This is a genomic window from Clostridium sp. DFI.5.61, from assembly GCF_024462915.1.
Classification (GTDB): Bacteria; Bacillota; Clostridia; order Oscillospirales; family Oscillospiraceae; genus Lawsonibacter; species Lawsonibacter asaccharolyticus.
In genome coordinates this window covers 1-22,079 of record NZ_JANGBZ010000001.1, presented here as the reverse complement: position 1 = coordinate 22,079, position 22,079 = coordinate 1, and the positions used below count along the sequence as shown (strand labels likewise).

General features: G+C 62.7%; 21 protein-coding genes. 3 read left to right on the top strand and 18 right to left on the bottom strand.

The genetic code is table 11. The features are described from left to right. Window position 1: 1 nt before the first annotated feature. From hisA to NE584_RS00070, 8 genes are all read right to left on the bottom strand, one after another. The gene (gene hisA, locus NE584_RS00105) at window positions 2-724 is read right to left on the bottom strand and encodes a 1-(5-phosphoribosyl)-5-[(5-phosphoribosylamino)methylideneamino]imidazole-4-carboxamide isomerase (protein ID WP_256181208.1); all 723 of its coding nucleotides are present in this window, start codon (window positions 722-724) and stop codon (window positions 2-4) included. 39 nt (window positions 725-763) lie between these two features. Next, entirely contained in the window at window positions 764-1,372 is a 609-nt protein-coding gene (hisH, locus tag NE584_RS00100; RefSeq protein ID WP_256181207.1) for an imidazole glycerol phosphate synthase subunit HisH, read from the bottom strand. Then, window positions 1,372-1,983, bottom strand: coding sequence for an imidazoleglycerol-phosphate dehydratase HisB (gene hisB, locus NE584_RS00095; RefSeq protein WP_050624742.1), 612 nt, complete (start codon window positions 1,981-1,983; stop codon window positions 1,372-1,374). Before hisB ends, hisH begins: the two co-directional genes overlap by 1 nt. Continuing rightward, on the bottom strand, window positions 1,983-2,849 hold the full coding sequence (locus NE584_RS00090) for a VanW family protein (protein ID WP_242850344.1): 867 nt from the start codon (window positions 2,847-2,849) through the stop codon (window positions 1,983-1,985). The genes hisB and NE584_RS00090 overlap by 1 nt, the downstream gene beginning before the upstream one ends. A 35-nt stretch (window positions 2,850-2,884) precedes the next feature. Beyond that, on the bottom strand, window positions 2,885-4,162 hold the full coding sequence (hisD, locus tag NE584_RS00085; RefSeq protein ID WP_256181206.1) for a histidinol dehydrogenase: 1,278 nt from the start codon (window positions 4,160-4,162) through the stop codon (window positions 2,885-2,887). After that, entirely contained in the window at window positions 4,159-4,800 is a 642-nt protein-coding gene (gene hisG / locus NE584_RS00080; RefSeq protein ID WP_050624739.1) for an ATP phosphoribosyltransferase, read from the bottom strand. Before hisG ends, hisD begins: the two co-directional genes overlap by 4 nt. After that, window positions 4,797-5,966, bottom strand: a complete 1,170-nt coding sequence (gene hisZ / locus NE584_RS00075) for an ATP phosphoribosyltransferase regulatory subunit (protein WP_256181205.1) — start codon at window positions 5,964-5,966, stop codon at window positions 4,797-4,799. The genes hisG and hisZ overlap by 4 nt, the downstream gene beginning before the upstream one ends. Window positions 5,967-6,134: 168 nt before the next feature. Continuing rightward, complete coding sequence (locus tag NE584_RS00070; RefSeq protein WP_050624737.1) at window positions 6,135-6,647, bottom strand: ferritin; 513 nt, start codon at window positions 6,645-6,647, stop codon at window positions 6,135-6,137. A gap of 291 nt (window positions 6,648-6,938) precedes the next feature. Here NE584_RS00070 and NE584_RS00065 point away from each other — a divergent pair, with 291 nt between their 5' ends. Further along, window positions 6,939-7,115, top strand: coding sequence for a DUF4177 domain-containing protein (locus NE584_RS00065; RefSeq protein WP_256181203.1), 177 nt, complete (start codon window positions 6,939-6,941; stop codon window positions 7,113-7,115). Between the two features lie 130 nt (window positions 7,116-7,245). On the opposite strand, the gene NE584_RS00060 is transcribed toward NE584_RS00065, so the two are convergent. The 8 genes from NE584_RS00060 to pyrH all read right to left on the bottom strand — a co-directional run bounded on the left by NE584_RS00060 (window position 7,246) and on the right by pyrH (window position 17,813). Next, window positions 7,246-11,421 (bottom strand): PolC-type DNA polymerase III, encoded by a 4,176-nt coding sequence (locus NE584_RS00060; protein WP_050624736.1) that lies wholly within the window; start codon window positions 11,419-11,421, stop codon window positions 7,246-7,248. Window positions 11,422-11,480: 59 nt separating this feature from the next. Continuing rightward, window positions 11,481-12,518, bottom strand: a complete 1,038-nt coding sequence (gene ispG / locus NE584_RS00055; protein ID WP_256181202.1) for a flavodoxin-dependent (E)-4-hydroxy-3-methylbut-2-enyl-diphosphate synthase — start codon at window positions 12,516-12,518, stop codon at window positions 11,481-11,483. A 32-nt stretch (window positions 12,519-12,550) separates the two neighbouring features. After that, window positions 12,551-13,630, bottom strand: coding sequence for an RIP metalloprotease (locus NE584_RS00050; RefSeq protein WP_050624734.1), 1,080 nt, complete (start codon window positions 13,628-13,630; stop codon window positions 12,551-12,553). A gap of 35 nt (window positions 13,631-13,665) precedes the next feature. Continuing rightward, a complete protein-coding gene (locus NE584_RS00045; protein ID WP_050624733.1) occupies window positions 13,666-14,796 on the bottom strand; it encodes a 1-deoxy-D-xylulose-5-phosphate reductoisomerase in 1,131 nt (376 codons plus the stop codon). A gap of 33 nt (window positions 14,797-14,829) precedes the next feature. Next, on the bottom strand, window positions 14,830-15,648 hold the full coding sequence (locus NE584_RS00040) for a phosphatidate cytidylyltransferase (protein WP_050624732.1): 819 nt from the start codon (window positions 15,646-15,648) through the stop codon (window positions 14,830-14,832). 3 nt (window positions 15,649-15,651) lie between these two features. Further along, window positions 15,652-16,398 carry an isoprenyl transferase gene (locus tag NE584_RS00035; protein ID WP_050624731.1) on the bottom strand — a complete coding sequence of 249 codons (747 nt, stop codon included), beginning with the start codon at window positions 16,396-16,398 and terminating at the stop codon, window positions 15,652-15,654. Window positions 16,399-16,502: 104 nt separating this feature from the next. Next, entirely contained in the window at window positions 16,503-17,057 is a 555-nt protein-coding gene (frr, locus tag NE584_RS00030) for a ribosome recycling factor (protein ID WP_050624730.1), read from the bottom strand. A 39-nt stretch (window positions 17,058-17,096) separates the two neighbouring features. Further along, window positions 17,097-17,813, bottom strand: coding sequence for a UMP kinase (pyrH, locus tag NE584_RS00025; RefSeq protein ID WP_050624729.1), 717 nt, complete (start codon window positions 17,811-17,813; stop codon window positions 17,097-17,099). A 209-nt stretch (window positions 17,814-18,022) separates the two neighbouring features. Here pyrH and NE584_RS00020 point away from each other — a divergent pair, with 209 nt between their 5' ends. Continuing rightward, the gene (locus NE584_RS00020) at window positions 18,023-18,802 is read left to right on the top strand and encodes a ZIP family metal transporter (protein WP_050624728.1); all 780 of its coding nucleotides are present in this window, start codon (window positions 18,023-18,025) and stop codon (window positions 18,800-18,802) included. A 36-nt stretch (window positions 18,803-18,838) separates the two neighbouring features. Here NE584_RS00020 and sigG read toward each other — a convergent pair whose 3' ends face one another. After that, entirely contained in the window at window positions 18,839-19,609 is a 771-nt protein-coding gene (sigG, locus tag NE584_RS00015; RefSeq protein WP_256181192.1) for an RNA polymerase sporulation sigma factor SigG, read from the bottom strand. 203 nt (window positions 19,610-19,812) lie between these two features. Further along, on the bottom strand, window positions 19,813-20,328 hold the full coding sequence (locus NE584_RS00010; protein ID WP_050624726.1) for an ECF transporter S component: 516 nt from the start codon (window positions 20,326-20,328) through the stop codon (window positions 19,813-19,815). Between the two features lie 137 nt (window positions 20,329-20,465). Here NE584_RS00010 and NE584_RS00005 point away from each other — a divergent pair, with 137 nt between their 5' ends. Then, on the top strand, window positions 20,466-21,860 hold the full coding sequence (locus tag NE584_RS00005) for a PLP-dependent aminotransferase family protein (RefSeq protein WP_108981267.1): 1,395 nt from the start codon (window positions 20,466-20,468) through the stop codon (window positions 21,858-21,860). The last annotated feature ends 219 nt before the right edge of the window (window positions 21,861-22,079 follow it).

The window sequence follows — 22,079 nt, the reverse complement described above, 5'->3', positions numbered from 1 at the left end:
CTCAATCCTGACGGCCGGCGTCCCGCACTGCCTGGGCCAGATCCACCGTCCCCGCGTAGTACGCCTTTCCCACGATGGCCCCGTACAGCCCCATGCGGGCCAGACGGCGGATATCCTCATTGGACGATACGCCGCCGGACGCCACAATATTCCCGGTGTACACCTGTTTCAGGGCCTCCAGCCGGGCAAAGGAGGGACCGGAGAGGGCGCCGTCCGTCTCAATATCTGTAAAGATAATATTCTTTACGCCAACTTCCATCATAGACTTTGTAAACTCCAAGTAGTCCAATCCAGAGTCCTCCACCCAGCCCGCGGTCCTGACTCTGCCGTCCTGGGTGTCGATCCCCACCGCGACGCGCTCCCCATAGCGCTCCGCCGCAGCGCGGACAAAATCAGGGTCGCTCACCGCAGCCGAGCCAATAACGGCCCGCCCCACCCCGGCCTGGAACACCGCCTCCAAGTCCTCCATGCACCGGATGCCGCCCCCCAGCTCCACCTGGAGACCGGAGCGGGCGGTGACCTCCGCCACGATCCCGCCGTTGATTCGGGTGCCTCCCCTGGCTCCGTCCAGGTCCACCATATGGATCCAGCGGGCACCGGCCTCGGAAAAGGCACGGGCGGTCTCCAGTGGGTCCTGGGCAACCTGGTGGACCGTGTTGAAATCACCCTTGTAAAGGCGAACTACTTTTCCGTCTTTTAAGTCAATGGCGGGCAGAATATACATGGCTCTGTCGCTCCCTTTCTGTTCAGATCCTGCCGGTCCTCAGCAGTTCAGCCCTGCGAAATTGCGCAGGATGGTCAGCCCCACCTCGCCGCTCTTCTCCGGGTGGAACTGGGTCCCGTAGAAGTTCCCGCTGGACACCGCCGCTGTCACCGCCGGCCCGTAATCGGTGACAGCGATCACCTGGGCGGGATCGGTGTCTTGGGCGCTGAAGGAGTGGACGAAGTAGACATACGCCCCCTCGTCCAGCCCCCGGAACAGGGGCGAGTGGTGAAAAAACCGCAGGCTGTTCCATCCAATGTGGGGCAGCTTGCTTTGGGTGGGTATCCGGTCCACTGTGCCGCGGATCACCCCCAGACCGGGACAGGGGCGCACCTCCCGCCCCTGCTCCAGCAGCAGCTGCATCCCCAGGCAGATGCCCAGCACCGGCTTCTTCTGACCCTGGGCCAGCACATGCTGGTCCAGCCCTCCGCTCCGCAGCCGGTCCGCCGCGTCCGGGAAGGCCCCCACTCCAGGCAGGATAATGGCGTCAGCCCGTTCCAGCTCCGCCAGGTCGGCGGTGATGCAGCTGCTGCAGCCGAGATAGCTCAGGGCGTTGGCCACACTCTTCAGATTGCCCACCCCGTAGTCCACGATGGCAACTGTGCCCATCACAGCACCCCCTTGGTGGAAGTGACGCCGGTACCGGTGATTTGAACGGCCTCCTTCACCGCCGCTCCCAGGGACTTGAAGAGGGCCTCTGTGATGTGGTGGGCATTTTTTCCATAAAGGCACTTCATATGCAGAGTGAGGCCGCTGTTCACTGCAAGGGCCCGCAGAAACTCTTCGGTGAGGCAGGGATCATAAGTCCCGATCATAGGCTGAGGCATATCAGCGTCAAAGACCAGGAAGGGCCGGTTAGAAAAGTCCAGAACCGTGAAGCACAGGGCCTCGTCCATTGGGATACAGGCGGAGGCGAAGCGGCGGAGCCCCTTCCGATCCCCCAGGGCCCGGTTCAGAGCCTGGCCAAGGACGATGCCCGTGTCCTCCACCGTGTGGTGGCCGTCTACCTCCAGATCTCCCTCGGCCTCTATTTTCAGCCCCAGTCCGCCGTAAAAAGCGAAGGCTGTGAGCATGTGGTCAAAAAAGCCTATGCCGGTGGATATGCGGATCTCGCCGCCTTCCAGGCACAGGTCCACGCTGATCCGGGTCTCCTTGGTCCTGCGCTGGATGACATAGGCCCGGCAAGGGCTCTCCTCCGCCTCATATACTGGGATTTCCATTATTTTTCCTCCTCTTCCCGCCCCCCGTCGGGAGCATTGTCCTCCAAAAACGGGGTGTACATCATCATCGCGTGGTTCTCCACCACCAGCCGGTCCTCCAGCAGCTCTCCCTCCAGATCAAAGACCTGGAGATACAGCTCATTGTGGCGGCTGCATCCGCCCCACCACTCATGGCGCATCTCATGATGACGCTCCACGATCTGATACCGGAACTGGGGCGGCCGGTCGGAGCGCCACTCCCCCTCCAGGTCCGTCTCTCCCACCCGGAGGCACAGCTGGAAGGGCCGGTCCGTGGGATTATAGATCATCAGGTCTCCGTAGGGATAGAAGCAGGTGGCTCCGCTCCCAAAAGGCTGGGTCCGGTTGGAGTCGGGAAAGACGTCGTAGCCATGTCGGTGACGCTCCTTCACCTCCAGCGGGGTGTGCAGGGTCATCCAAAAGATGAGATTGGACAGCTGACACAACCCCCCGCCGCATCCGTACTGCACGGTCCCGTTTTTCAGCAGCACGCCATCCAGATACCCCTTCCGGTAGGTGGGGCGGCCGATAAGCTTCCAATAGCTCAGCGTCTCCCCCGGCTGGACCACGATCCCGTCCAGCCGGGCCACCGCCAGCTTCAAATTGGTGATCTTATTGTGCTGATACTGCATCTCCACATCCTTCAGCTTTCGGAGCAGAGGGGTGTGGTGGGCCATATGGACGCAGGGCAGCCTGTCCTTCTGCCGCTGGGAGGCGAACCGATACTTGCCGGACATCCACAGCAGGTACCGCCGCGCCGAGTAGTAGGCGGTCCCCAGGCACAGGCGCAGGGCGGAGCGGTGCTTGGACCGCAGGCCGTGGGGATCTGCCCGCTTGGACATTCTCATCCCGATCTCCTTTCCCGTTCCCCCTCCGGGGGCCGTCAGCCGTCCATCCGCACCCGGATGGAGTTGGCGTGGGCAGTCAGATGCTCGGTCTCTGCCAGTGTGATAATCTCCCCGGCAATGGGCGCCAGGGCGGCTCGGTCGAATTCCAGCACGCTCATGGTCTTCAAAAAGCTGTCCACGCTCAGGGGCGAGAAGAAGCGGGCGGTGCCGCTGGTGGGCAGCACATGGTCCGGGCCGGCCAGATAGTCCCCCAGGGGTTCCGGCGTATAGGCCCCCAGGAAGACCGCTCCGGCGTTCTTCACCAGAGGCAGCAGGGCCCTGGGCTCCTCCGTCATGATCTCAAGGTGCTCCGGGGCGATCTCGTTTGCCAGCTCCACACAGCGCTCCAGGCTGTCACAGACGATGGCGCACCCGAAGTCCCGCAGGGATTCCTCCATGATCTCCGAGCGCTCCAGATACCCGGTCTGCCGGACCACCTCCCGGTCCACCGCCTGGGCCAGCTCCCAGCTGTCGGTGAGCAGCACGGCTGAGGCCAGCCGGTCGTGCTCCGCCTGGCTGAGCAGGTCCGCGGCCACGTACTTCGGGTCCGCCGGCCTGTCGGCAATGACCAGCACCTCCGAGGGGCCGGCCACCATGTCGATGTCCAGACTGCCGTAGGCCAGGCGTTTGGCGGCGGCCACATAGGCGTTGCCAGGCCCCACCAGTTTGTCCACCCGGGGGATGAAGCCCGCCCCGTAGGTCAGAGCGGCCACCGCCTGGGCGCCGCCCACTGCAATGCACCGGTCCACGCCGGCGATGCGGGCCGCCGCCAGCACGGCGGCGTTCAGATTCTCGGTGGGCGGTGTCACCATGACGATCTCCTCCACCCCCGCCACCTTGGCGGGGACGGCGTTCATCAGCACGCTGCTGGGATAGGCGGCGGTCCCGCCTGGGACGTAGATGCCCACCCGGCTCAGCCCCCGGACGATCCGGCCCACCCGGCCTCCGTCCGGTGAGGTCCACTCCATGGTCCGGGAGAGCAGCTTCTCGTTGTAGTCCCGGATATTGGCCGCGGCGTGCTCCAGGGCGGCGATCAGCTCCGCCGGACAGCTGCGGTAGGCCTCCTCCAGCTGCGCCCTGGTGAGCTCATAGGGCTCCCTATGGTCAAACTGCCGGGAGTAGTCCCGGACAGCCGAAAGGCCATTTCCCTTTACATTCTGCATGACTGCTGAGACAGCCAGCTCGATATCTGCGTTTTTCTGTGCGGCGCGGGCGCGCATGGCCTCCAGCTGCCGCACCTCGGAAGTGCCATCCGCTTTGATGATGGAAATCATATGTCTCTCTCCAATTCCGCCTCACAGCGGTCGATAAAATCGTTGATCTGGCTCTTGTGCAGCTTCATGCTGGCGGTGTTGACGATCAGCCGTGCGGACACCGGGGCCACTGTCTCGATGGGCACCAGGCCGTTGGCCTTCAGGGTAGCCCCGGTCTCCACGATATCCACAATGGCATCCGTCAGAGAGAGGATGGGGGCCAGCTCCACGCTGCCCTCGATCTTGATGATGTCCACATCCATCCCCTTCTCCGCGAAAAAGGCCCGGGTCACCGCCGGATACTTGGAAGCCACTCGCCGGGTCTTATAGGTCCCATAGAAGTCGGTCCCCTCCTTCACTGCCAGAGCGAAGCGGCAGCGGCCGAAGCCCAGGTCCAGCACCTCATAGAAGGCGCCCCCCTTCTCCAGGATGGTATCCTTGCCCACCACCCCCAGGTCACATACCCCGTGCTCCACATAGGTGATGACGTCGGGCGCCTTGGCCAGCACAGCGTCCAGGGGATAGTTGGGGATGGCGTGGACCAGCCGCCGCCCCGGGTCCCGGACGGGGGTGCAGTCCAGCCCCATCCTCTCAAACAGCTCCACCGACTTGTCCTGGAGCCGCCCCTTGGTCAGGGCGATACGCAGACGGCCGCTCATACCTTCACCACCCTTTCTCCGGTCACATCAAAGACCAGCACAGTCTTGGCGCCCTTCTCCCTGGCCAGGCTGCAGCTGGATTCCAGCGTGCGGCAGGGGGAGAGCTCACAGGTCCCCGCCGGCCGGCTGTCCACCGCCTCCAGCGCCTTGGCCAAGTAGCCGGGGGCGTAGTGGACCACAGTGTCCAGCGCGGATGGGGCAGCCTCGGGCAGGGTGCGGGCCATAGCGTCCACATCTACGGCAAAGCCGGTGGCCTGGGCCTCCCGGCCGAATACCCCCACCAGCGAGTCGTAGCGTCCGCCAGACAGCACCGCATCCCCTGCTCCCTCCACATAGCCCCGGAAGACCACGCCAGTATAGTAGTCGATCTGGTGGACCATCCCCAGGTCAAAGCGGACCAGCGCGCCGTATCCCGCCGCGGACAGTTCCCCGTACAGGGCTCGGAGGTACTCCACCGCCTCCGTCTCCCCGGCCAGCGCCTCCGCCTCATCCAGCACCTCCGGCCCGCCGAACAGCCGGGAGAGGCGCAGCAGGGCCGCGCTGGCGGGGTTCTCCCGGAAGGGGGCGAGCATATCCCGCAGGGCGGCGAAGTTTTTGCCCTCGATCAGGGCCCGCATCCGCTCCATCTCCCCCTCCTCCAGCTCCATCCGGGCGGCCACATCCCGGAAGAAGCCGGCGTGGCCCAGCTCCACATGGAACCGTGAGGCCCCGCACACCCGCAGGGCGTCCACTGCTGTGGCCACCATCTCCAGATCCGCTTTCATCCCGGCGGCTCCGATCAGCTCCACCCCGCACTGGGGGAGCTCCCGGTTCCCGCCGCTGTGGGCCGGCCCGGCCCGGTACACGGTCTGGTCGTAGTACAGCCGCTGGGGCAGGGGCAGGGCCCGAAGCTTTGTGGCCGCCACCCGGGCGATGGGGGTGGTGGAATCCGGCCGCATGACGCAGAGCTTCCCACTTTGGTCGAACACCTGTACCATTTGTTCCTGGGGGATGGCACTGCCCGAGCGGGCAAACAGGTCGTAAAACTCCGTCTCCGGGGTGGACACCTCCCGATAGCCCCGCTGGCGGAAGAGACGGATCAGCCGCTCCTGCACCTGTCGGCGGCCCATGCACTCGGCAAACAGACGGTCGCGGGTGCCCTCCGGGGTATTGACAGTCAATTTCATGATCTGGCTCCTTGTCAACCGCGGGACAGCGCGCTGTCTCCGCTTTCATTCTTTACTACGCTAATATACTACTATAAGAAAGTGCTGTCAAGAAAAATCTTGCACCCCGGAAAAAGCGGCGCGGAGCAGGACCCGTTCCGGTCCTGCTCCGCGCAAAGCAAATTGGGGTCACAGCACGAGAGAGGGGGCGGTGTAGACCCGGGCGGCCATCTCGCTGTTGAGCATATACAGCCCCTTGGCGTCCTCGCCGTAGAGCTTCATCTTTTTGATCAGGTCCTCGGCGTTCTTCTCCTCCTCACCCTGCTCCTTGACGAACCAGTCCAGGAACTGCATCGTCCGAAAATCCTTGGCGCTGTAAGCGGCTTCATACAGCGTGTGGATCAGGCCGGTGACATACCGCTCGTGCTCCAGCCCCAGCTCCAGCACCCGCAGGCGGCTGGTCAGCTCCCTGTCGGGCTTGGCGATGGCCTCCAGCGTCACCTTTCCGCCGTTGTTCTGGAGATACTGCACCATCAGCATGGCGTGATCCCGCTCTTCCTGCGCCTGGATCTTGTACCAGTTGGCAAAGCCATCCAGGCCCTCCTCCTCATAGTAGATGGAGAAATCCAGGTACAGATAGGCGGAATAAAACTCCTTGTTGACCTGCTCGTTGAGCAGCTGCGCGACCTTTGCGTCCAGCATAAAAAACAACTCCTTTTTCTTTTTTCTGAAACTCTTTCTGAGTCAAGATCCTCCCCCTCTGTTCCCCGCTCTGGTGCGGGACAGACAGACGGATCAGGACCCCGACCTCTCCACGATCTGCCTCTATCCTAACACAGAACCGGGCATCCGGCAACCTCGATCCCATCTACTCCCTTTTACCTTTTGGGCTGATGTGTTCCAACTCCGTCGATTTCACTATGCGTTGATTAAGGCATAAAAATATGTTAAAGTAAATAAAAAGATAAATCTGAAGTTGTGGAGGTAAGAACAATGAAAAAATACGAATATAAGGTTACAACAATAGCGACAACTATACCTATAACGACAAAAGGATATGAAAAAATAATACAAGAATTTGAAACAAAATTGAACGAACTTGGAAGTGAAGGCTGGGAATTTGTTCAGCGAGTGGATAGTCTTTTTTTCTTCAAGAGAGAACTTGAGTAAATTAGAATTTGTCAACTGTTCCTGCCAAGGATTGCCCCATCGTTGAAATGACGATGGGGCAATATTTATATACTAAATCAGTCCAAAGGGTAATAGGGATCCCATCCATCTGTGCAGACCGTTCCATCGGTCACCCCAGCATGGCGAACAGGTCCAGCTGGCTGGTGGCCGGCATATCTCCGAAAGCCCCCGCCTCCGTCAGCTTGTCGATGTGGGTCTTGGAGACCTTGGGGCAGGCAGCGGAGACCTCCTCCACAGAGATGAACCTCCGTCCCTTAGCCTGCTCCGCCAGAGACAGGGCCGCCGTTTCCCCCAGCCCCGCCACCGAGATGAAGGGCGGGATCAGCGCCTTGTGTTCCTCGTCCACCCGGAAGTGGAGGGCGTCCGACAGGTACAGGTCCATCCTTCGGAAGGTGAATCCACGCAGATAGAACTCATAGCACACCTCCAGGGTGGTAAGCATGTCCTGCTCCACCGCGGAGGCGTCCTTGTCCTTGGCGATGATCTCCCTCATCTTCTTCTGGCACACATCCATCCCCTGGCACATGAACTCCTGGTCAAATGCCTTGGCCCGGATGGAGAAGTAGGCGGCGTAAAAGGCCAGAGGCCGGTGGACCTTGAACCAGGCGATGCGGAAGGCCATCATCACATAGGCCACCGCATGGGCCTTGGGGAACAGATAGGCGATCTTCTTGCAGGAGCCGATGTACCAGTCAGGCACCCCGTGCTCCTTCATCTCCTCCTCCGCCCCCTCCGGCAGGCCGCGGCCCTTCCGCACCGCCTCCATGATCTTGAAGGAGCGCTTGGGGTCCATCCCCTTGGAGATCAGGAACAGCATGATGTCGTCCCGGCAACCGATGGCCTCGCTGACCTTGGCGGTGCCCGAGGTGATCAGGTCCTTGGCGTTGCCCAGCCACACGTCGGTTCCGTGGGAGAAGCCGGACAGGCGGACCAGGATATCGAACTGGTTGGGCTGGGTGTCCTCCAGCATCCCCCGGACGAAGGAGGTGCCGAACTCCGGGATGGCAGTGCCGCCGGTGGGCCCCAGGATCTTGTCGTTCTCATAGCCCAGCACCTTGGAGGACTGGAAGATAGACATGGTCTCCGGGTCATCCAGTGGGATCTTCTGGGGGTCCACCCCAGTCAGGTCCTGAAGCATTCGGATCATAGTGGGGTCATCGTGTCCCAGCATGTCCAGCTTCAGCAGGTTGGACTCCATGGAGTGATATTCGAAGTGGGTGGTGACGATATCGGTATTGGGGTCGTCCGCCGGGTGCTGTACGGGACAGAAGTCATAGATCTCCTTGTCCTGGGGGATGACCACCATGCCGCCGGGGTGCTGGCCGGTGGTGCGCTTGACGCCGGTGCAGCCGATGGCCAGGCGGTTCTCCTCCGCCTTGGAGGCCGTCCTCCCCCGCTCCTCCAGGTACTTCTTCACATAGCCGAAAGCCGTCTTTTCCGCCACCGTACCAATGGTCCCGGCTCGGAACACGTGGGTCTGTCCAAACAGCTCAAAGGTGTACCGGTGGGCGCTGGACTGGTACTCGCCGGAGAAGTTCAGGTCGATATCGGGCACCTTGTCTCCCCCGAAGCCCAGAAAGGTCTCGAAGGGGATGTTGAAGCCGTCCTTCACATAGGGCGTGCCGCAGACGGGACAGTTCATATCGGGCATATCCGCCCCGCACCCGTAGGGGTGGGCGGGGTCCTGGGCGTAGTCAAAGTCCGAGTGCTTGCACTTGGGGCAGCGGTAGTGGGCGGGCAGGGAGTTGACCTCAGTGATGCCCGACATGAATGCCACCAGAGAGGAGCCCACCGATCCACGGGAGCCCACCAGATAGCCGTGCTCCAGGGAGTTCTGCACCAGCTTCTGGGCGGACATGTAGATCACGTCGTACTTGCAGCGGATGATATCCCCCAGCTCCACGTTGATGCGGTCCACCACGATCTGGGGCGGCTCCTCGCCGTAGAGCTCATGGGCCTTGCCCCATACCAGCCGCTTCAGCTCCCCGTCGGAGTCCTCAAGCTTGGGGGCAAACAGTCCTTTGGGCAGGGGCTCAATGGGCTCGCACCAGTCCGCGATGAGATTGGTATTCCTCACCACCACGTCGTAGGCGGTCTCCTTCCCCAGATAGGAAAATTCCTCCAGCATCTCGGTGGTGGTCTTGAAGTAGATGGGCAGGGGCTCGTCCGCGTCCTCAAAGCCCTTGGAGGCCAGAAGGATGTGGCGGTATATCTCGTCCTCCGGGTCCAGGAAGTGGACGTCGCCGGTGGCGCACACCGGCTTGCCCAGCTCCTTCCCCAGGGCCACGATGGCCCGGTTGAAGTCCCGCAGCTCCTCCTCTGTGCGGACCATCCCCTTGCGGAGCATGAACATATTGTTGCACAGGGGCTGGATCTCCAGATAATCGTACCAGGAGGCGATGCGCTTGAGCTCCTCCCAGTCCTTGCCGTCCGCCACCGCCCGGAAGAGCTCGCCCGCCTCGCAGGCGGAGCCCAGGATCAGCCCCTCCCGGTTCTCGTTGATGACGCTTTTGAGCATGATGGGGTAACGCTTGAAGTAGTCCAGATGTCCCAGGGAGATGAGCTTGTACAGGTTACGCAGACCGGTCTGGTTCCGCGCCAGCACGATTAGGTGCTTGGGCTGGCGCTTGGCCTTTCCTCCCTTGCGCAGGTGGACCATGGCCCCGTTGATCTCCCCCAGGTGGCGCAGGCCCATCTCCTCCAGCATCTTAAAGAACGGGGGCAGCATGTAGCCCACCGTGGCCGCGTCGTCGCTGGCCCGGTGGTGATTGAAGGCGGGCAGGTGCAGGTGCTCCGCCACGATGTCCAGCTTGTACTTGCCCAGGTCAGGCAGCAGGTTCTGGGCCAGGATCAGGCTGTCGATGGAGGGATTGTGGAAGGGAATGCCGTATTTCCGGCAGCCGGCGGCGATAAAGCCCATGTCGAAGTCGGCGTTGTGGGCCGCCAGGGGCCGGTCCCCGGCAAAAGCCAGGAAAGCCCGCAGGGCCTCCTCCTGGGAGGGGGCCCCCACCAGCATCTCATCGGTGATACCGGTCAGGCGGATGATCTCCGGACTCAGGATGCGGCCGGGGGAGACAAAGGTGTTGAAGCGGTCGGTGATCTCCCCGTTTTTCAGCACTACGGCGCCGATCTCGATGATGACCTCGTACTTCCGGTTCAGCCCTGTGGTCTCGATGTCGAAGCAGACGATCTCCTGGTCAAAGGGCTGTTCTGTTTCCCCGTGGACCACTACTCTGTCATCCACGTCGTTGATGTAGTACGCCTCCACGCCGTACAGGATCTTGATATTTTTGGCGGAGTGCCACGCATCCGGGAAGGACTGGGCCACCCCGTGATCGGTGATGGCGATGGCCCGGTGGCCCCAGGCCTCCGCCCGCTTGACCACGTTTTTGTCCGGCCCCAGCTTGGGACCGACCGAGGTGAGGGCGTCCATAGCGGACATGGTGGTGTGCAGGTGGAGCTCCACCCGCTTTTCCGGCGCGTCATCCATCTTCATAGGCTTGGGCACCGCCATGATGGACATGGGCTCCAGCACCATGTCGCCGTAGAACCGGTCCATGTTCAGCCGGCCCTGGATCTGGAGGTGCATCCCCTTCTTGACCCCGTCCACGATGGGCTTGCCCTCGTCTCCGGGGAAGAATTTGTTCACCCGAATGGAGCCGGTGTAGTCGGTCAGATCGAAGGCCACCACCCAGGCGCCCCGCTTTTTCAGCTCCCGGTTGTCCACGGCAAAGACATCGCCCTCGATGACCACCATGCCCATGTCCAGCTCCAGCTCCCCGATGGGGGTGGGCCGCTTCTTGATGACATGCCCGAAAATCGTCTTGCCGGAGGGCTTGCCCTCCCCTTTTCCCTTGGGTCTGGCCGCCGGCGCGCTCCCCCGGGCCTTCCGCAGCGCCTCCCGCCGAATGGCCTCCGTCCGCGCGAAGGCGTCCATCTCCGGTGCCGTGCTCTCCCCCTGCCGAGGATGGGCCGGGCGGGTCTGGGGCGCGGAGGCAGGCACAGAAGGAGCCGCCGGTGCCGGCGCTTCGGCGGGGGTCTCCGGCTCCGGGGCCGCCATCTGAAACTTCACTGAGGCGAGCCCGTAGCACCGGGCCACGGCCTCCTCTGCCTGGCGGATCAGATTGGCCCCGGCTCCCCTGGCCCCATCCAGGGTCACCAGGGCGCTCCGGCTGGCCTTGTCAATGGCCGCGGCCACAATGACCCAGCCCTCTACGGCCTCCGCCAACTCCTGCCACTGGCACAGGGCAGCAAACATTTGTAAAAATGGGATCTTCTTGGACATGATGCAGATGCTCCTTGCGCTTGATTCTCAGTCAGTGGGATGGTGGAGCGCCCCCTGTGTTACAGTTCCTCGATCAGGGCAAACAGCTCGTCCACCAGCCGGTCCTGGGGGACCTTTTTCACGATCTCCCCTTTTCGGAACAGGAGGCCTTCGCCGATGCCGCCCGCGATCCCGCAGTCGGCGGCAGACGCCTCCCCCGGCCCGTTGACGGCACAGCCCATCACCGCCACCGTGATGGGCTTGTCCACCCCCTTCAGCCGCTCCTCCACCTGGGTAGCCAGGCCGATCAGATCGATGCGGGTCCGCCCGCAGGTGGGACAGGAGACCAGCTCTGCCCCCTCCCGCCGGACCCCGGCGGCCTTCAGGATGTCCCGGGCCGCGTAGACCTCCTCCACCGGGTCGGCGGAGAGGGAGACCCGCATGGTGTCCCCGATCCCCAGGGCCAGCAGGCCCCCGATGCCCACCGCAGACTTCAGGGTGCCCATCCGGACCGTCCCGGCCTCGGTAACGCCAATATGTAAAGGATAATTGCTTTTCTCTCTCATCAGCTGATAGGCCCGCATGGTCATGGGGACGCCGGAGGACTTCAGCGACACACAGATGTCGTCAAAATCGAATTTGTTCAGCAGACGGATGTGGCCGAAGGCTGACTCCACCATGGCCTCCGGACAGACGCCGCCGTATTTGGCCAGCAGTCCCTTCTCCAGAGAGCCGCCATTGACACCGATGCGGATTGGGATGCCCCGCAGACGGCAGGCGTCTGCCACCGCCTTGACCCGGTCCTCTCCACCGATATTGCCCGGATTGATGCGGACCTTGTCCGCTCCGGCCGCGATGGCCTCCAGGGCCAGCTTATAGTCGAAGTGGATATCCACCACCACTGGGAGCGGACTGGCCTCCTTGATCTTGGCCACCGCCCGGGCGGCGGCCCGATCAGGGACCGCCACCCGCACGATCTGACATCCAGCCGCAGCCAGGGAACGGATCTGGGACAGGGTGGACTCCACATCGTCGGTGCGGGTATTGGTCATGGACTGGATGGTGACCGGCGCCCCGCCGCCGATGGGGATGCCGCCCACATGGATCTGTCTGGTCATTGAAACCTCTTCCTTTCCCATATCTGGTCCGGCTAGACGCCGAACAGCTTGCCCACGTCGCTGAAAGTCACAGCCAGAGACAGGGTCAGCAGCAGGGCCAGCCCCGCCATATGGACGTACCCCTCATACTTTGGGTCGATCTTTCTGCGGAACAGCCCGAAGAGCAGGCCGTTCAGGAACAGAAAGAAAATGCGTCCCCCATCCAGCGCGGGGAGGGGCAGCAGATTCATCACCGCCAGGTTCACTGCGATCAGCGCAGACAGGTAGAGGATGTTATACACCGCGTCCCCCACCGTCTCAGACTGGGTCCCCACCTGGGAGATGGTGGTCACGATGCCCACCGGGCCTGACAGGTCCCGCAGTCCAACCACCCCGGAGACCAGATCTCCCAGGCTGATCCAGACCGTGCGCACAAAATCCAGGCTGTTGTACCAGCTGTACAGCAGCTTGCTGCCCAGGGTGGCGGGGATGATCTCCCGCCCCACGCTGATCCCCCGCAGGTATGTGGTCTTCCCCTCCTCATCCGTGCGGGCCTGGAGGGGCATCTCAACGCCGTCCAGGCGGACCTTCTCGCCGTCCCGGAGCACCACGAAATCCAGGGTATCCCCTGCCCGACCGAGAAAGAAGGTCAGGTTATTATAATTGTAGATCCGGTGTCCGTCCAGGGAGTAGACCACGTCCCCGGGCTGGAGCCCGCTGTCCTCCACACCGTAGCCCTCCAGAAAGCCGTCTATGGTGGGCAGCACGAAACCGGTGGCCTGGGAAAAAAGGATCAGGATCAGCACAAAGCCGGTCAGAAAATTCATGAAAGCCCCGGCGCAGAGGATGACGATCTTTTTCCACCCGCTGGCCCGGCCGAAGGCCCGGGGGTTGTCGCTCTCCTCATCCTCCCCCTCCATGGCGCAGTATCCGCCGATGGGCAGGGCACGAATGCTGTAAAGTGTCTCCCCCTTCTCCTTCTTCCAGAGAGCGGGCCCCATGCCCACCGCGAACTCATTCACCTGCACCCCCAGCAGCTTGGCGGTGGCAAAATGCCCCAGCTCATGGGTGGCGATCAGCACGCCGAAGATCAGTACCGCGATGACAACATAAAAAAGAACAGAACCGAGCATAGAACCTCCAAAAGAAAATCAGTCTGGACCTTGTCTCATACGGCGCGGGCCGCCCGGTCCGCCTCCAGAATGTCCTCCAGAGTGGGCCGCTGGACCACAGGGACCTGATCCATGGCCCGGGCGACCTGTTCTGCGATGTCCAGGAACCCGATCTTCCCCTCCAGGAACCGGGCCACCGCCGCCTCATTGGCCCCATTTAAGATGGCCCCCGCCGTGCCGCCTGTCCGCGCTGCCTCCAGTGCCAGGGGAAGGCAGCGGAATGTATCCAGATCCGGCGTGCCGAAGGTGAGCGGCCCACAGTTCCACAGGTCCAGCGGTGAGGCCGGTCCTGGGATGCGCTCAGGCCAGGTCAGGGCGTATTGGATGGGCAGACGCATGTCCGGCGTCCCCAGCTGGGCGATCATGGCATTATCACAGTATTCCACAAGGGAGTGGATAATACTCTCCCGGTGGATCACAATGGAAATTTTCTCCGGAGGCATGTGGTACAGGTGCATCGCCTCGATAAATTCCAGGCCCTTATTCATTAGAGTGGCGGAATCCACAGTGATCTTGGCCCCCATGGACCAGTTTGGATGCTGTAAGGCGTCCTCCCTTGTCATTCCTTTCAGCTCTGAGGCCGTACGCCCATAAAAGGGCCCCCCGGAGCAGGTCAGGATCAGCCTCTTCACACCTCCCCGGTCCCGGCAGCCCTCCAGGCTCTGGAAGAGGGCGGAGTGCTCCGAGTCCACCGGCAGGATCTCCGCGCCGGACGCCTCCGCTGCCGACATCACCAGCTCCCCCGCACATACCAGGGTCTCCTTGTTGGCCAGGGCGATGCGCTTTCCCTCCCGGATGGCGGCCAGGGTGGGGCGCAGCCCCACCATCCCCACCACTGCGGTGAGCACAGTGTCCGCACCGGGCAGGGAGGCGGCCTCCAGCAGCCCCTCCATTCCGGCGGCCACCCGGACCCCCGTGTCCGCCAGGCGGACCTTCAGATCAGCTGCGGCGTCCTCCTCCATCAGGACGGCCAGCTCCGGCCGGAACCGGCGTGCCTGCTCCTCCAGCTCCCGGACGCTCCGGTTGGCAGTCAGCGCCGCCGCACGCATGCCACAGGCGGCAATCACATCCAATGATTGCCGCCCGATGGAACCGGTGGAGCCCAATATTGAAATACATCTGCTCATATGACAAAACTCCTCGCTGACCACCGTATCCGCCTAAAAGGCTGGAAACAGCGTCACCATCAGCCAGAGAGCCGGAGCCGCAAAGGTCATGCTGTCGAAGCGGTCCAGCATCCCGCCATGGCCAGGGATCACATTTCCATAGTCCTTGATCCCATACTGACGCTTGATGAGAGAGAAAGACAGATCCCCCAGCTCTGTAATGGCGCTTCCCACGAGCCCGTAGACCACCATCAGAGGGAAATTCACTTCTATCCCGCCGAACTGATGCAAAATGGCTCCGTAGAGCAGCATGAACAGCCCCCCGAACAGGATGCCGCCGGCATAGCCCTCCAGTGATTTGTTGGGGCTGACCCGAGTGATGCCTTTGTGCTTCCCAAAGAACACCCCCACGAAGTAGGCGCCCGCATCCGTGAGGAAAGCGGAGATCACCGGCAGCAGGACCAGATATCTGCCGCTCTCCATCCCCTTGAGCAGCACCAGCGTGGACAGGAACGCCGGGATCACGATCCCGCCGAACATACACACCAGCAGATCCTCCAGGGAGATCGCGCTGCCGCTGTCAAAGCGGCGGATGGCCCCCAGAAAAAGAGCGGCCATCAGCAGCAGGGACAGGGCAGCCAGGGACCAGTTCCCCCACCCCAGCCAGAAGGTCAGGGGGATCAGGCCGGCCGCCGCCGCCGTGTAGACATACATTCCATTGTGGTGGGCCACCTTGGTGGCCCTCAGCAGCTCAAAGGACGCCCGCGCGGTGATGCATGCCAGCAGTACCGCGAGAAAGACGGGCGGCAGAAAGAACAGGACAACAAAAAACAGCGGGGCCAATACTACAGCCGAGAGGATGCGCGTCACCATTTCTCAAATACCTCCAAATCGCCGGGCCCGGCTCTGATAGCTGGCGATGGCCCGCAGCAGCTCTGCTTTGCTGAAATCCGGCCACAGCACATCCGTAAAGTAGAACTCCGCATAGGCGGACTCCCACAGCAGGAAATTGGATAGGCGCAGCTCCCCGCTGGGGCGGATAATCAGGTCCGGGTCCGGCACCCCGCGGGAGAACAGGTAGCCGGAGAAGTTCTCCTGTGTCAGGTGGTTGGGGTCCGCCCTCCCCTCTACACAGTCCAGGGCATAGGCCCGGGCGGCCCGGAGGATCTCGTCCCGTCCGCCATAATTCAGGCAGATATTCACCTGACAGCCGTCGTACCTCTTGGAGATGCGTCGGGTCTGCTCACACAGGTCCCGGAGCTCCTGGGACAGCGGAGAGAGGTCCCCGAAAAACTCCATCTTCACCTTGTCCCGTTCCATCTGTCCGATGGCCTCCAGCAGATACTTCTTCAGCAGGCCCATGATGGCGCCCACCTCATCCTCCGGCCGCTTCCAGTTTTCCGTGGAAAAGGCATAGACCGTCAGATACTCCAGGCCGATCTCCTTGCAGTAGGTGGCGATGGTGCGGAAAGTCTCCGCCCCGGCGGCATGTCCCGCCGAACGGGGCAGCCCCCGCTTTTTGGCCCACCGGCCATTTCCATCCATGATAATGGCGATATGCCGGGGCAGGTCCTGAAAGTCAACCTGTACCTCCGGCTGAGGCTTCTTTGTAAACAGCGGCATATCTGATCTTCCTTACCCAAACAAAATGCTGAGAGCGCACGTGCAGAATGAAGAATGAACGTCTTGAGAACATTCCGCATCCTGCATTGTGCAGCCCGCATCGCTCAGACCGCCATCAGCTCCTGCTCCTTTTTCGCGGTCAGCTCATCCACCTCTTTGCACCGCTTGTCGGTCAGGTCCTGAAGCTCCTTTTCCAGCTGCTTCTGGTCATCTTCGGTGATCTCGCTCTTCTTGACCTGTTTTTTGATCTCATCCATGGCCTCGCGCCGGATGTTCCGAAGGGCCACCTTGCCCTCCTCACCGTACTTGTGCACCTGCTTGGTCAGATCCCGGCGGCGCTCCTCTGTCAGCTGGGGGAAGCCCAGGCGGATCACCCGGCCGTCGTTCTGGGGATTGATGCCCAGGTCAGAGGTCTGGATGGCCTTCTCGATCGCCTTGAGCAGGGTGCCGTCCCAGGGCTGGATCATCAGGGTGCGGGGGTCGGGGGAGGAGATGGCCGCCACCTGGTTGAGCGGGGTGGGCGTGCCGTAGTACTCCACGAAAATACGGTCCAGCACGCCGGCATTGGCCCGTCCGGCACGGACAGAGGCGAAGTTGGCCTTGACCACTTCGATGGTCTTCTGCATCTTGGCATCGTAAACTTTTGTCTCAGGGCTCATCGTCGAATCTTCCTTTCTGTTGTCAGCTGGCGCCTTGGTTCAGCCTTTTACAATGGTTCCGATCTTCTCTCCCATGACCGCCCGGATGATGTTCTGAGGGTCCTTCAGAGCGAAGAGCAGCACCGGGATCTTGTTGTCCATGGAGAGCGAGGTGGCGGTGGAGTCCATCACCTGGAGATGCTGAGCCAGCACGTCGTCGTAGGTGATGGTGTCGTATTTGACCGCCTTGGGGTCCACCTTGGGGTCGGCTGAATAAACTCCGTCGATGTTCTTGGCCAGGAGGATCACATCGGCGTCGATCTCCGCCGCCCGCAGGACCGCAGCTGTGTCCGTGGAGAAGAAGGGGTTCCCCGTGCCGCAGCCGAAGATGACCACCCGGCCCTTGTCCAGGTGCCGGATGGCTCTGGAGCGGATATAGGGCTCCGCCACCGCCCGCATCTCGATGGCAGTCTGGACCCGGACGTCCACTCCCTTCTGCTCCAGCACGTCCGCCAGGGCCAGGGCGTTGATGCTGGTGGCCAGCATCCCCATGTGGTCGGCCCGGACCCGTTCCATCCGGTCGCCGCCGTCCTTCAGCCCGCGCCAGAAGTTTCCGCCGCCTACCACGACGCCCACCTGCACGCCCAGCTGGGTGCACTCCTTGATGACCTCGCACACCTGTCCGATCACGTTGAAGTCCAGTCCCCGGGAGGCATCCCCCGCCAGGGCCTCGCCGCTGATCTTCAGCAGCACGCGTTTATACTTTGGCTGTTCCATTGGAAACACTCCTCGCATCAAGATCAATGATTCATCCCTATTCTAATATAATTCTCCTCTTTTGCATAGGGGGTACGGCAAAGTTTTTCATTTTCCCTGGAGGAGCACCGGGACACCCCCTCCCGCATAGTGTGAAGCGGGGGGAGCCGTCAGTGCGCTCCCCGCCTATCACAGCGGCGCGTGACCCGCGCCGGGAAAGGAACAGTACATTGGCACAGGCACTGTTATGGGCCGCCGGCGGAACAGGGTTCACCGCTCTGCTCACCGCCCTGGGGGCGGCCACCGTATTTTTCTTCCGGAGCCGCCCTGACCCCACGGTCCACCGGATCTTCCTGGGGTTCGCCGCCGGCGTGATGATCGCCGCCAGCATGTGGAGCCTCCTGATCCCCGCCATCGAGGAGGCGGAGGCCATGGGCATGGTGGGATGGGTCCCGGCCGCTGGGGGGTCCGTCCTGGGCATCGCCTTCCTGCTGGCCATGGACGCCCTGCTCCCCCAGCTCACCCCTGAATCCTTCCGCCATCTGGGCCGCCGGACCCCCCTTCTGGTCCTGGCCGTCACTCTCCACAACATCCCGGAGGGGATGGCGGTGGGCATCTCCTTTGCGCTGGCCTCCCAGGGGGACACCCCCGCCCAGCTCACCGCCGCCGTCGCTCTGGCCCTGGGTATCGGCATCCAGAACTTCCCCGAGGGGGCTGCCATCGCCCTGCCTCTGCGCCAGGAAGGGCTCAGCCGGGCCAAATCCTTTTGGATGGGGGCCCTGTCCGGCGTCGTGGAGCCCATTTTCGCCCTGCTCACCGTTCTGATGGTAGGCAGCCTCCAGCCGCTGATGCCCTGGCTGCTCTCCTTTGCAGCCGGCGCCATGCTGTATGTGGTCGTGGAGGAGCTGATCCCGGGCGCCCACCTGGAGGACCACTCCTCCCGGGGCGGAACTCTGGGGGTAATGGCCGGGTTCCTGCTCATGATGATCCTGGACGTAGCCCTGGGCTGAGTCTACAAATATGTAAAGCCGCCCTGAGGCGGCTGTTCACAGGTCCTTTTTGATCTGGCGCAGGGCGTTCTTCTCCAGGCGGGACACCTGGGCCTGGGAGATCCCCACCTCGGTGGACACCTCCATCTGGGTCTTTCCCTGAAAAAAACGGAGGGACAGGATGCGCTTCTCCCGGTCCGACAGCTTGGCAATGGCTTCCCGCAGTGCGATCTGCTCCAGCCAGTTCTCGTCCGTGTTTTTGCTGTCCCGCACCTGATCCATGACACAGATGGTATCCCCGCTGTCGGAGTACACCGGCTCGTAGAGGGAGACCGGGTCCACGATGGCATCCAGGGCAAAGACCACTTCCTCCCGCTTGAGCTCCAGCATCCTGGCTATCTCGTCTACGGTTGGCTCCCGCTGGTGCTCGGCCATATAGGCCTCCTTGGCCTGGAGCACCTTGTACGCCGTGTCCCGCATGGCCCGGGACACCCGCATGGTGCTGTTATCCCGGAGGTACCGCCGGATCTCCCCCACGATCATGGGCACGCCATAGGTGGAGAAGCGCACGTCCAGATCCGTGTTGAAGTTGTCGATGGCCTTGATGAGGCCGATGCACCCCACCTGGAACAGGTCGTCCGCGTTCTCCCCCCGGTTGGCAAAGCGCTGGATCACCGAGAGGACCAGCCGCAGGTTGCCCGCGATCAGTTCCTCCCGGGCCTTCATGTCCCCCTGCTTGGCCCGGAGCAGGAGGGCCTGGGTCTCATCGTTTTTCAGGACCTTCAGCTTTGACGTGTTTACCCCGCAGATCTCCACCTTGTTTTGCATCTGTTGGAACCTCCTGCCATGATACTGTGCTTTCAGTATCTCCGGGACAGAGGGTTTCATACCGCGGGGAGCGGCTTAAAAATTTTAACGCTCGACAGGGTTCGATGGAATTTCAGGAACAGCCGGAAAGCGGGACAGCAGGCAGTACGCGCTCTGCCCCGGCCCCCATCTGGGGCCGGGGCAGAGCGCAGCCGTTCAGGCCGTCACAGTTCCTTGACCGCGCCGCTGCGGGACAGGGCCTCCGCCGCGGCTACCGAGACCGCCAGGCCGAAAACGCCCTGGATCAGGTTGCCCGGGATGGCGGCCGCCGCTCCCAGGCCGAATCCAAGGACCACTCCTTCATAGGCGAAGTAGCCCGCCACCATCACCGCCTCCCCCGCCAGGGCGCCGCCGATGCGGGCGGCCAGCCCCCGCTTTTCTCCGGCTGCCGCCCGGAATACTGCCCAGGCGCAGACCGCCATGCATGCTTTGATCACAAAGGTACCAGGTGCATACAGAGGGTATCCGCTGACCAGGTCGGCCAGCATAGAGCCAAGCCCAGCCGCCGCGCCGCCGTACATTGGACCCAGCACCCACCCGGCCAGCAACACCACGCAGTCCCCCAGGTTGACATAGCCCCCCGTGGCAGGCACTGGGATCTTGACGATCATGGTCATCACACAGGTCAGCGCCGCAAACAGCGCCGCGTACACCAGCTTTCTCGTTTTTTCTCCAATCATCTCGTTCTACGCTCCTTTTGTCCTGTTCACAGGAAAAATGTCCTTGCATTTTTCCGCTGTCTGTATTTTAATCTTATCTGGTCTGATGAAAAGGTCCAGTTTCGTTCTTTTTTATCAGGCCAGATAGGAGGGCAACCATGCTCACATATGATCTGGACCGGCGGGGGACCATCCCCCGCTATGACTACCTCTGCCGCTGCATCCGGGATGACATCCTCTGCGGCCGCCTGACCGCCGGGAGCCGGCTCCCCTCTCGGCGGAGCCTTGCGGAGCACCTGAAGGTCAGTGCCGTCACGGTGGAGAGCGCCTATGCTCAGCTGGCCGCGGAGGGATACATCGTTTCCCGGGAAAAGAGCGGCTATTTCGTCTCCCAGCTGGAGCCCGCCCTGCGTCCCCCGTCCCCGCCCCCCATCCGGACCGATGCTCCGCCCCCGGGGCAGCCCTGGATGATGGATCTGCGGGGAGGCGGCGGGAGCACAGAGCTCTTTCCCTTCTCTGTCTGGGCCAAGCTGATGCGGCAGGTACTGTCCCAGCGTGGTCCAGATCTCCTGCGTCCCGTGCCCCACAGCGGGGTCCCTGAGCTGCGGGAGGCCATCGCCGGCACCCTGTACCGCCTGCGGGGCCTCTCCGTCTCCCCGGAGCAGATCGTGGTGGGCTCGGGGTCCGAATATCTGTATAACCTCATCGTACAGCTCCTGGGCCGGGAGCTGGTCTATGGCGTGGAGGACCCAGGATACCCAAAGCCCGCCAGGATCTACGCCCTCAACGGGGCCCGCTGCATCTCCCTCCCGGTGGACGGACAGGGGATCTCCCCCCAGACCCTCGCTGCCTCCCCGGCTCAGGTGGTCCACCTCTCCCCCTCCCATCAGTTTCCCACCGGGGCCGTCACCCCGGCGGGGCGGCGTCAGGCCCTGCTCCGCTGGGCCGCCCAGGGCGGGGACCGCTATCTCATCGAGGATGACTACGACAGCGAATTTCGCTTTACAGGGCTTCCCATCCCTGCCCTCCAGAGTATCGACCAGGCGGACCGGGTCATCTATTTGAACACCTTCTCCCGGGCTCTGGCCCCCTCCCTGCGCATCAGTTATCTGGTGCTGCCTCCCACCCTGCTGGACCGCTATCACCAGCGCCTGGGGTTCTACTCCTCCACCGTCCCCGCCCTGGAGCAGTACACCCTGGCCTCCTTCCTCTCAGAGGGGCGCTTCGAGCAGCACCTCAGCCGGGCCCGGAACCGCTACCGGGCCCTCCGTGACCAGGTGCTGGAGGCCCTGGAGGCCAGCGGCCTGGCCGGCCGGGCCCAGATCTCCGGTGCGGACGCGGGGCTCCACTTCCTGGTCCGGCTGGAGACGGAGTGCGGCGACCAGGAGCTGACCCAGCTGGCCCGTGCGCGGGGCATCCGCCTCTCCTTCCTGTCGGAGTTCTGCGCCTCCCCCGGCCCGGAGCACCAGCACTTTCTGGTCATCAGCTACCCGGGCATCCAGATGGAGCGCCTGCCCCAGACCCTGAGGGAGCTGGCTGCGCTACTCCACTGAGTCCGGGGCGTAAAAACTCTTTAGGAGGGGGCAAGCAAAAAATCTCACTCCGCCCAATCTCGATAAATGATAAAAAGCGCAGGAGCTGGCGCTCCTGCGCTTTTTGCAGCGTCCCTTTTCCCGCCTCATCTGTTACAGCTTCTGCTATGCCGCCTTTCCTGTAAAAGAGAAAGCTGTTGGTCCCCGTCCCCGGCAGGGGGCCGGGGCCCACAATGGGGT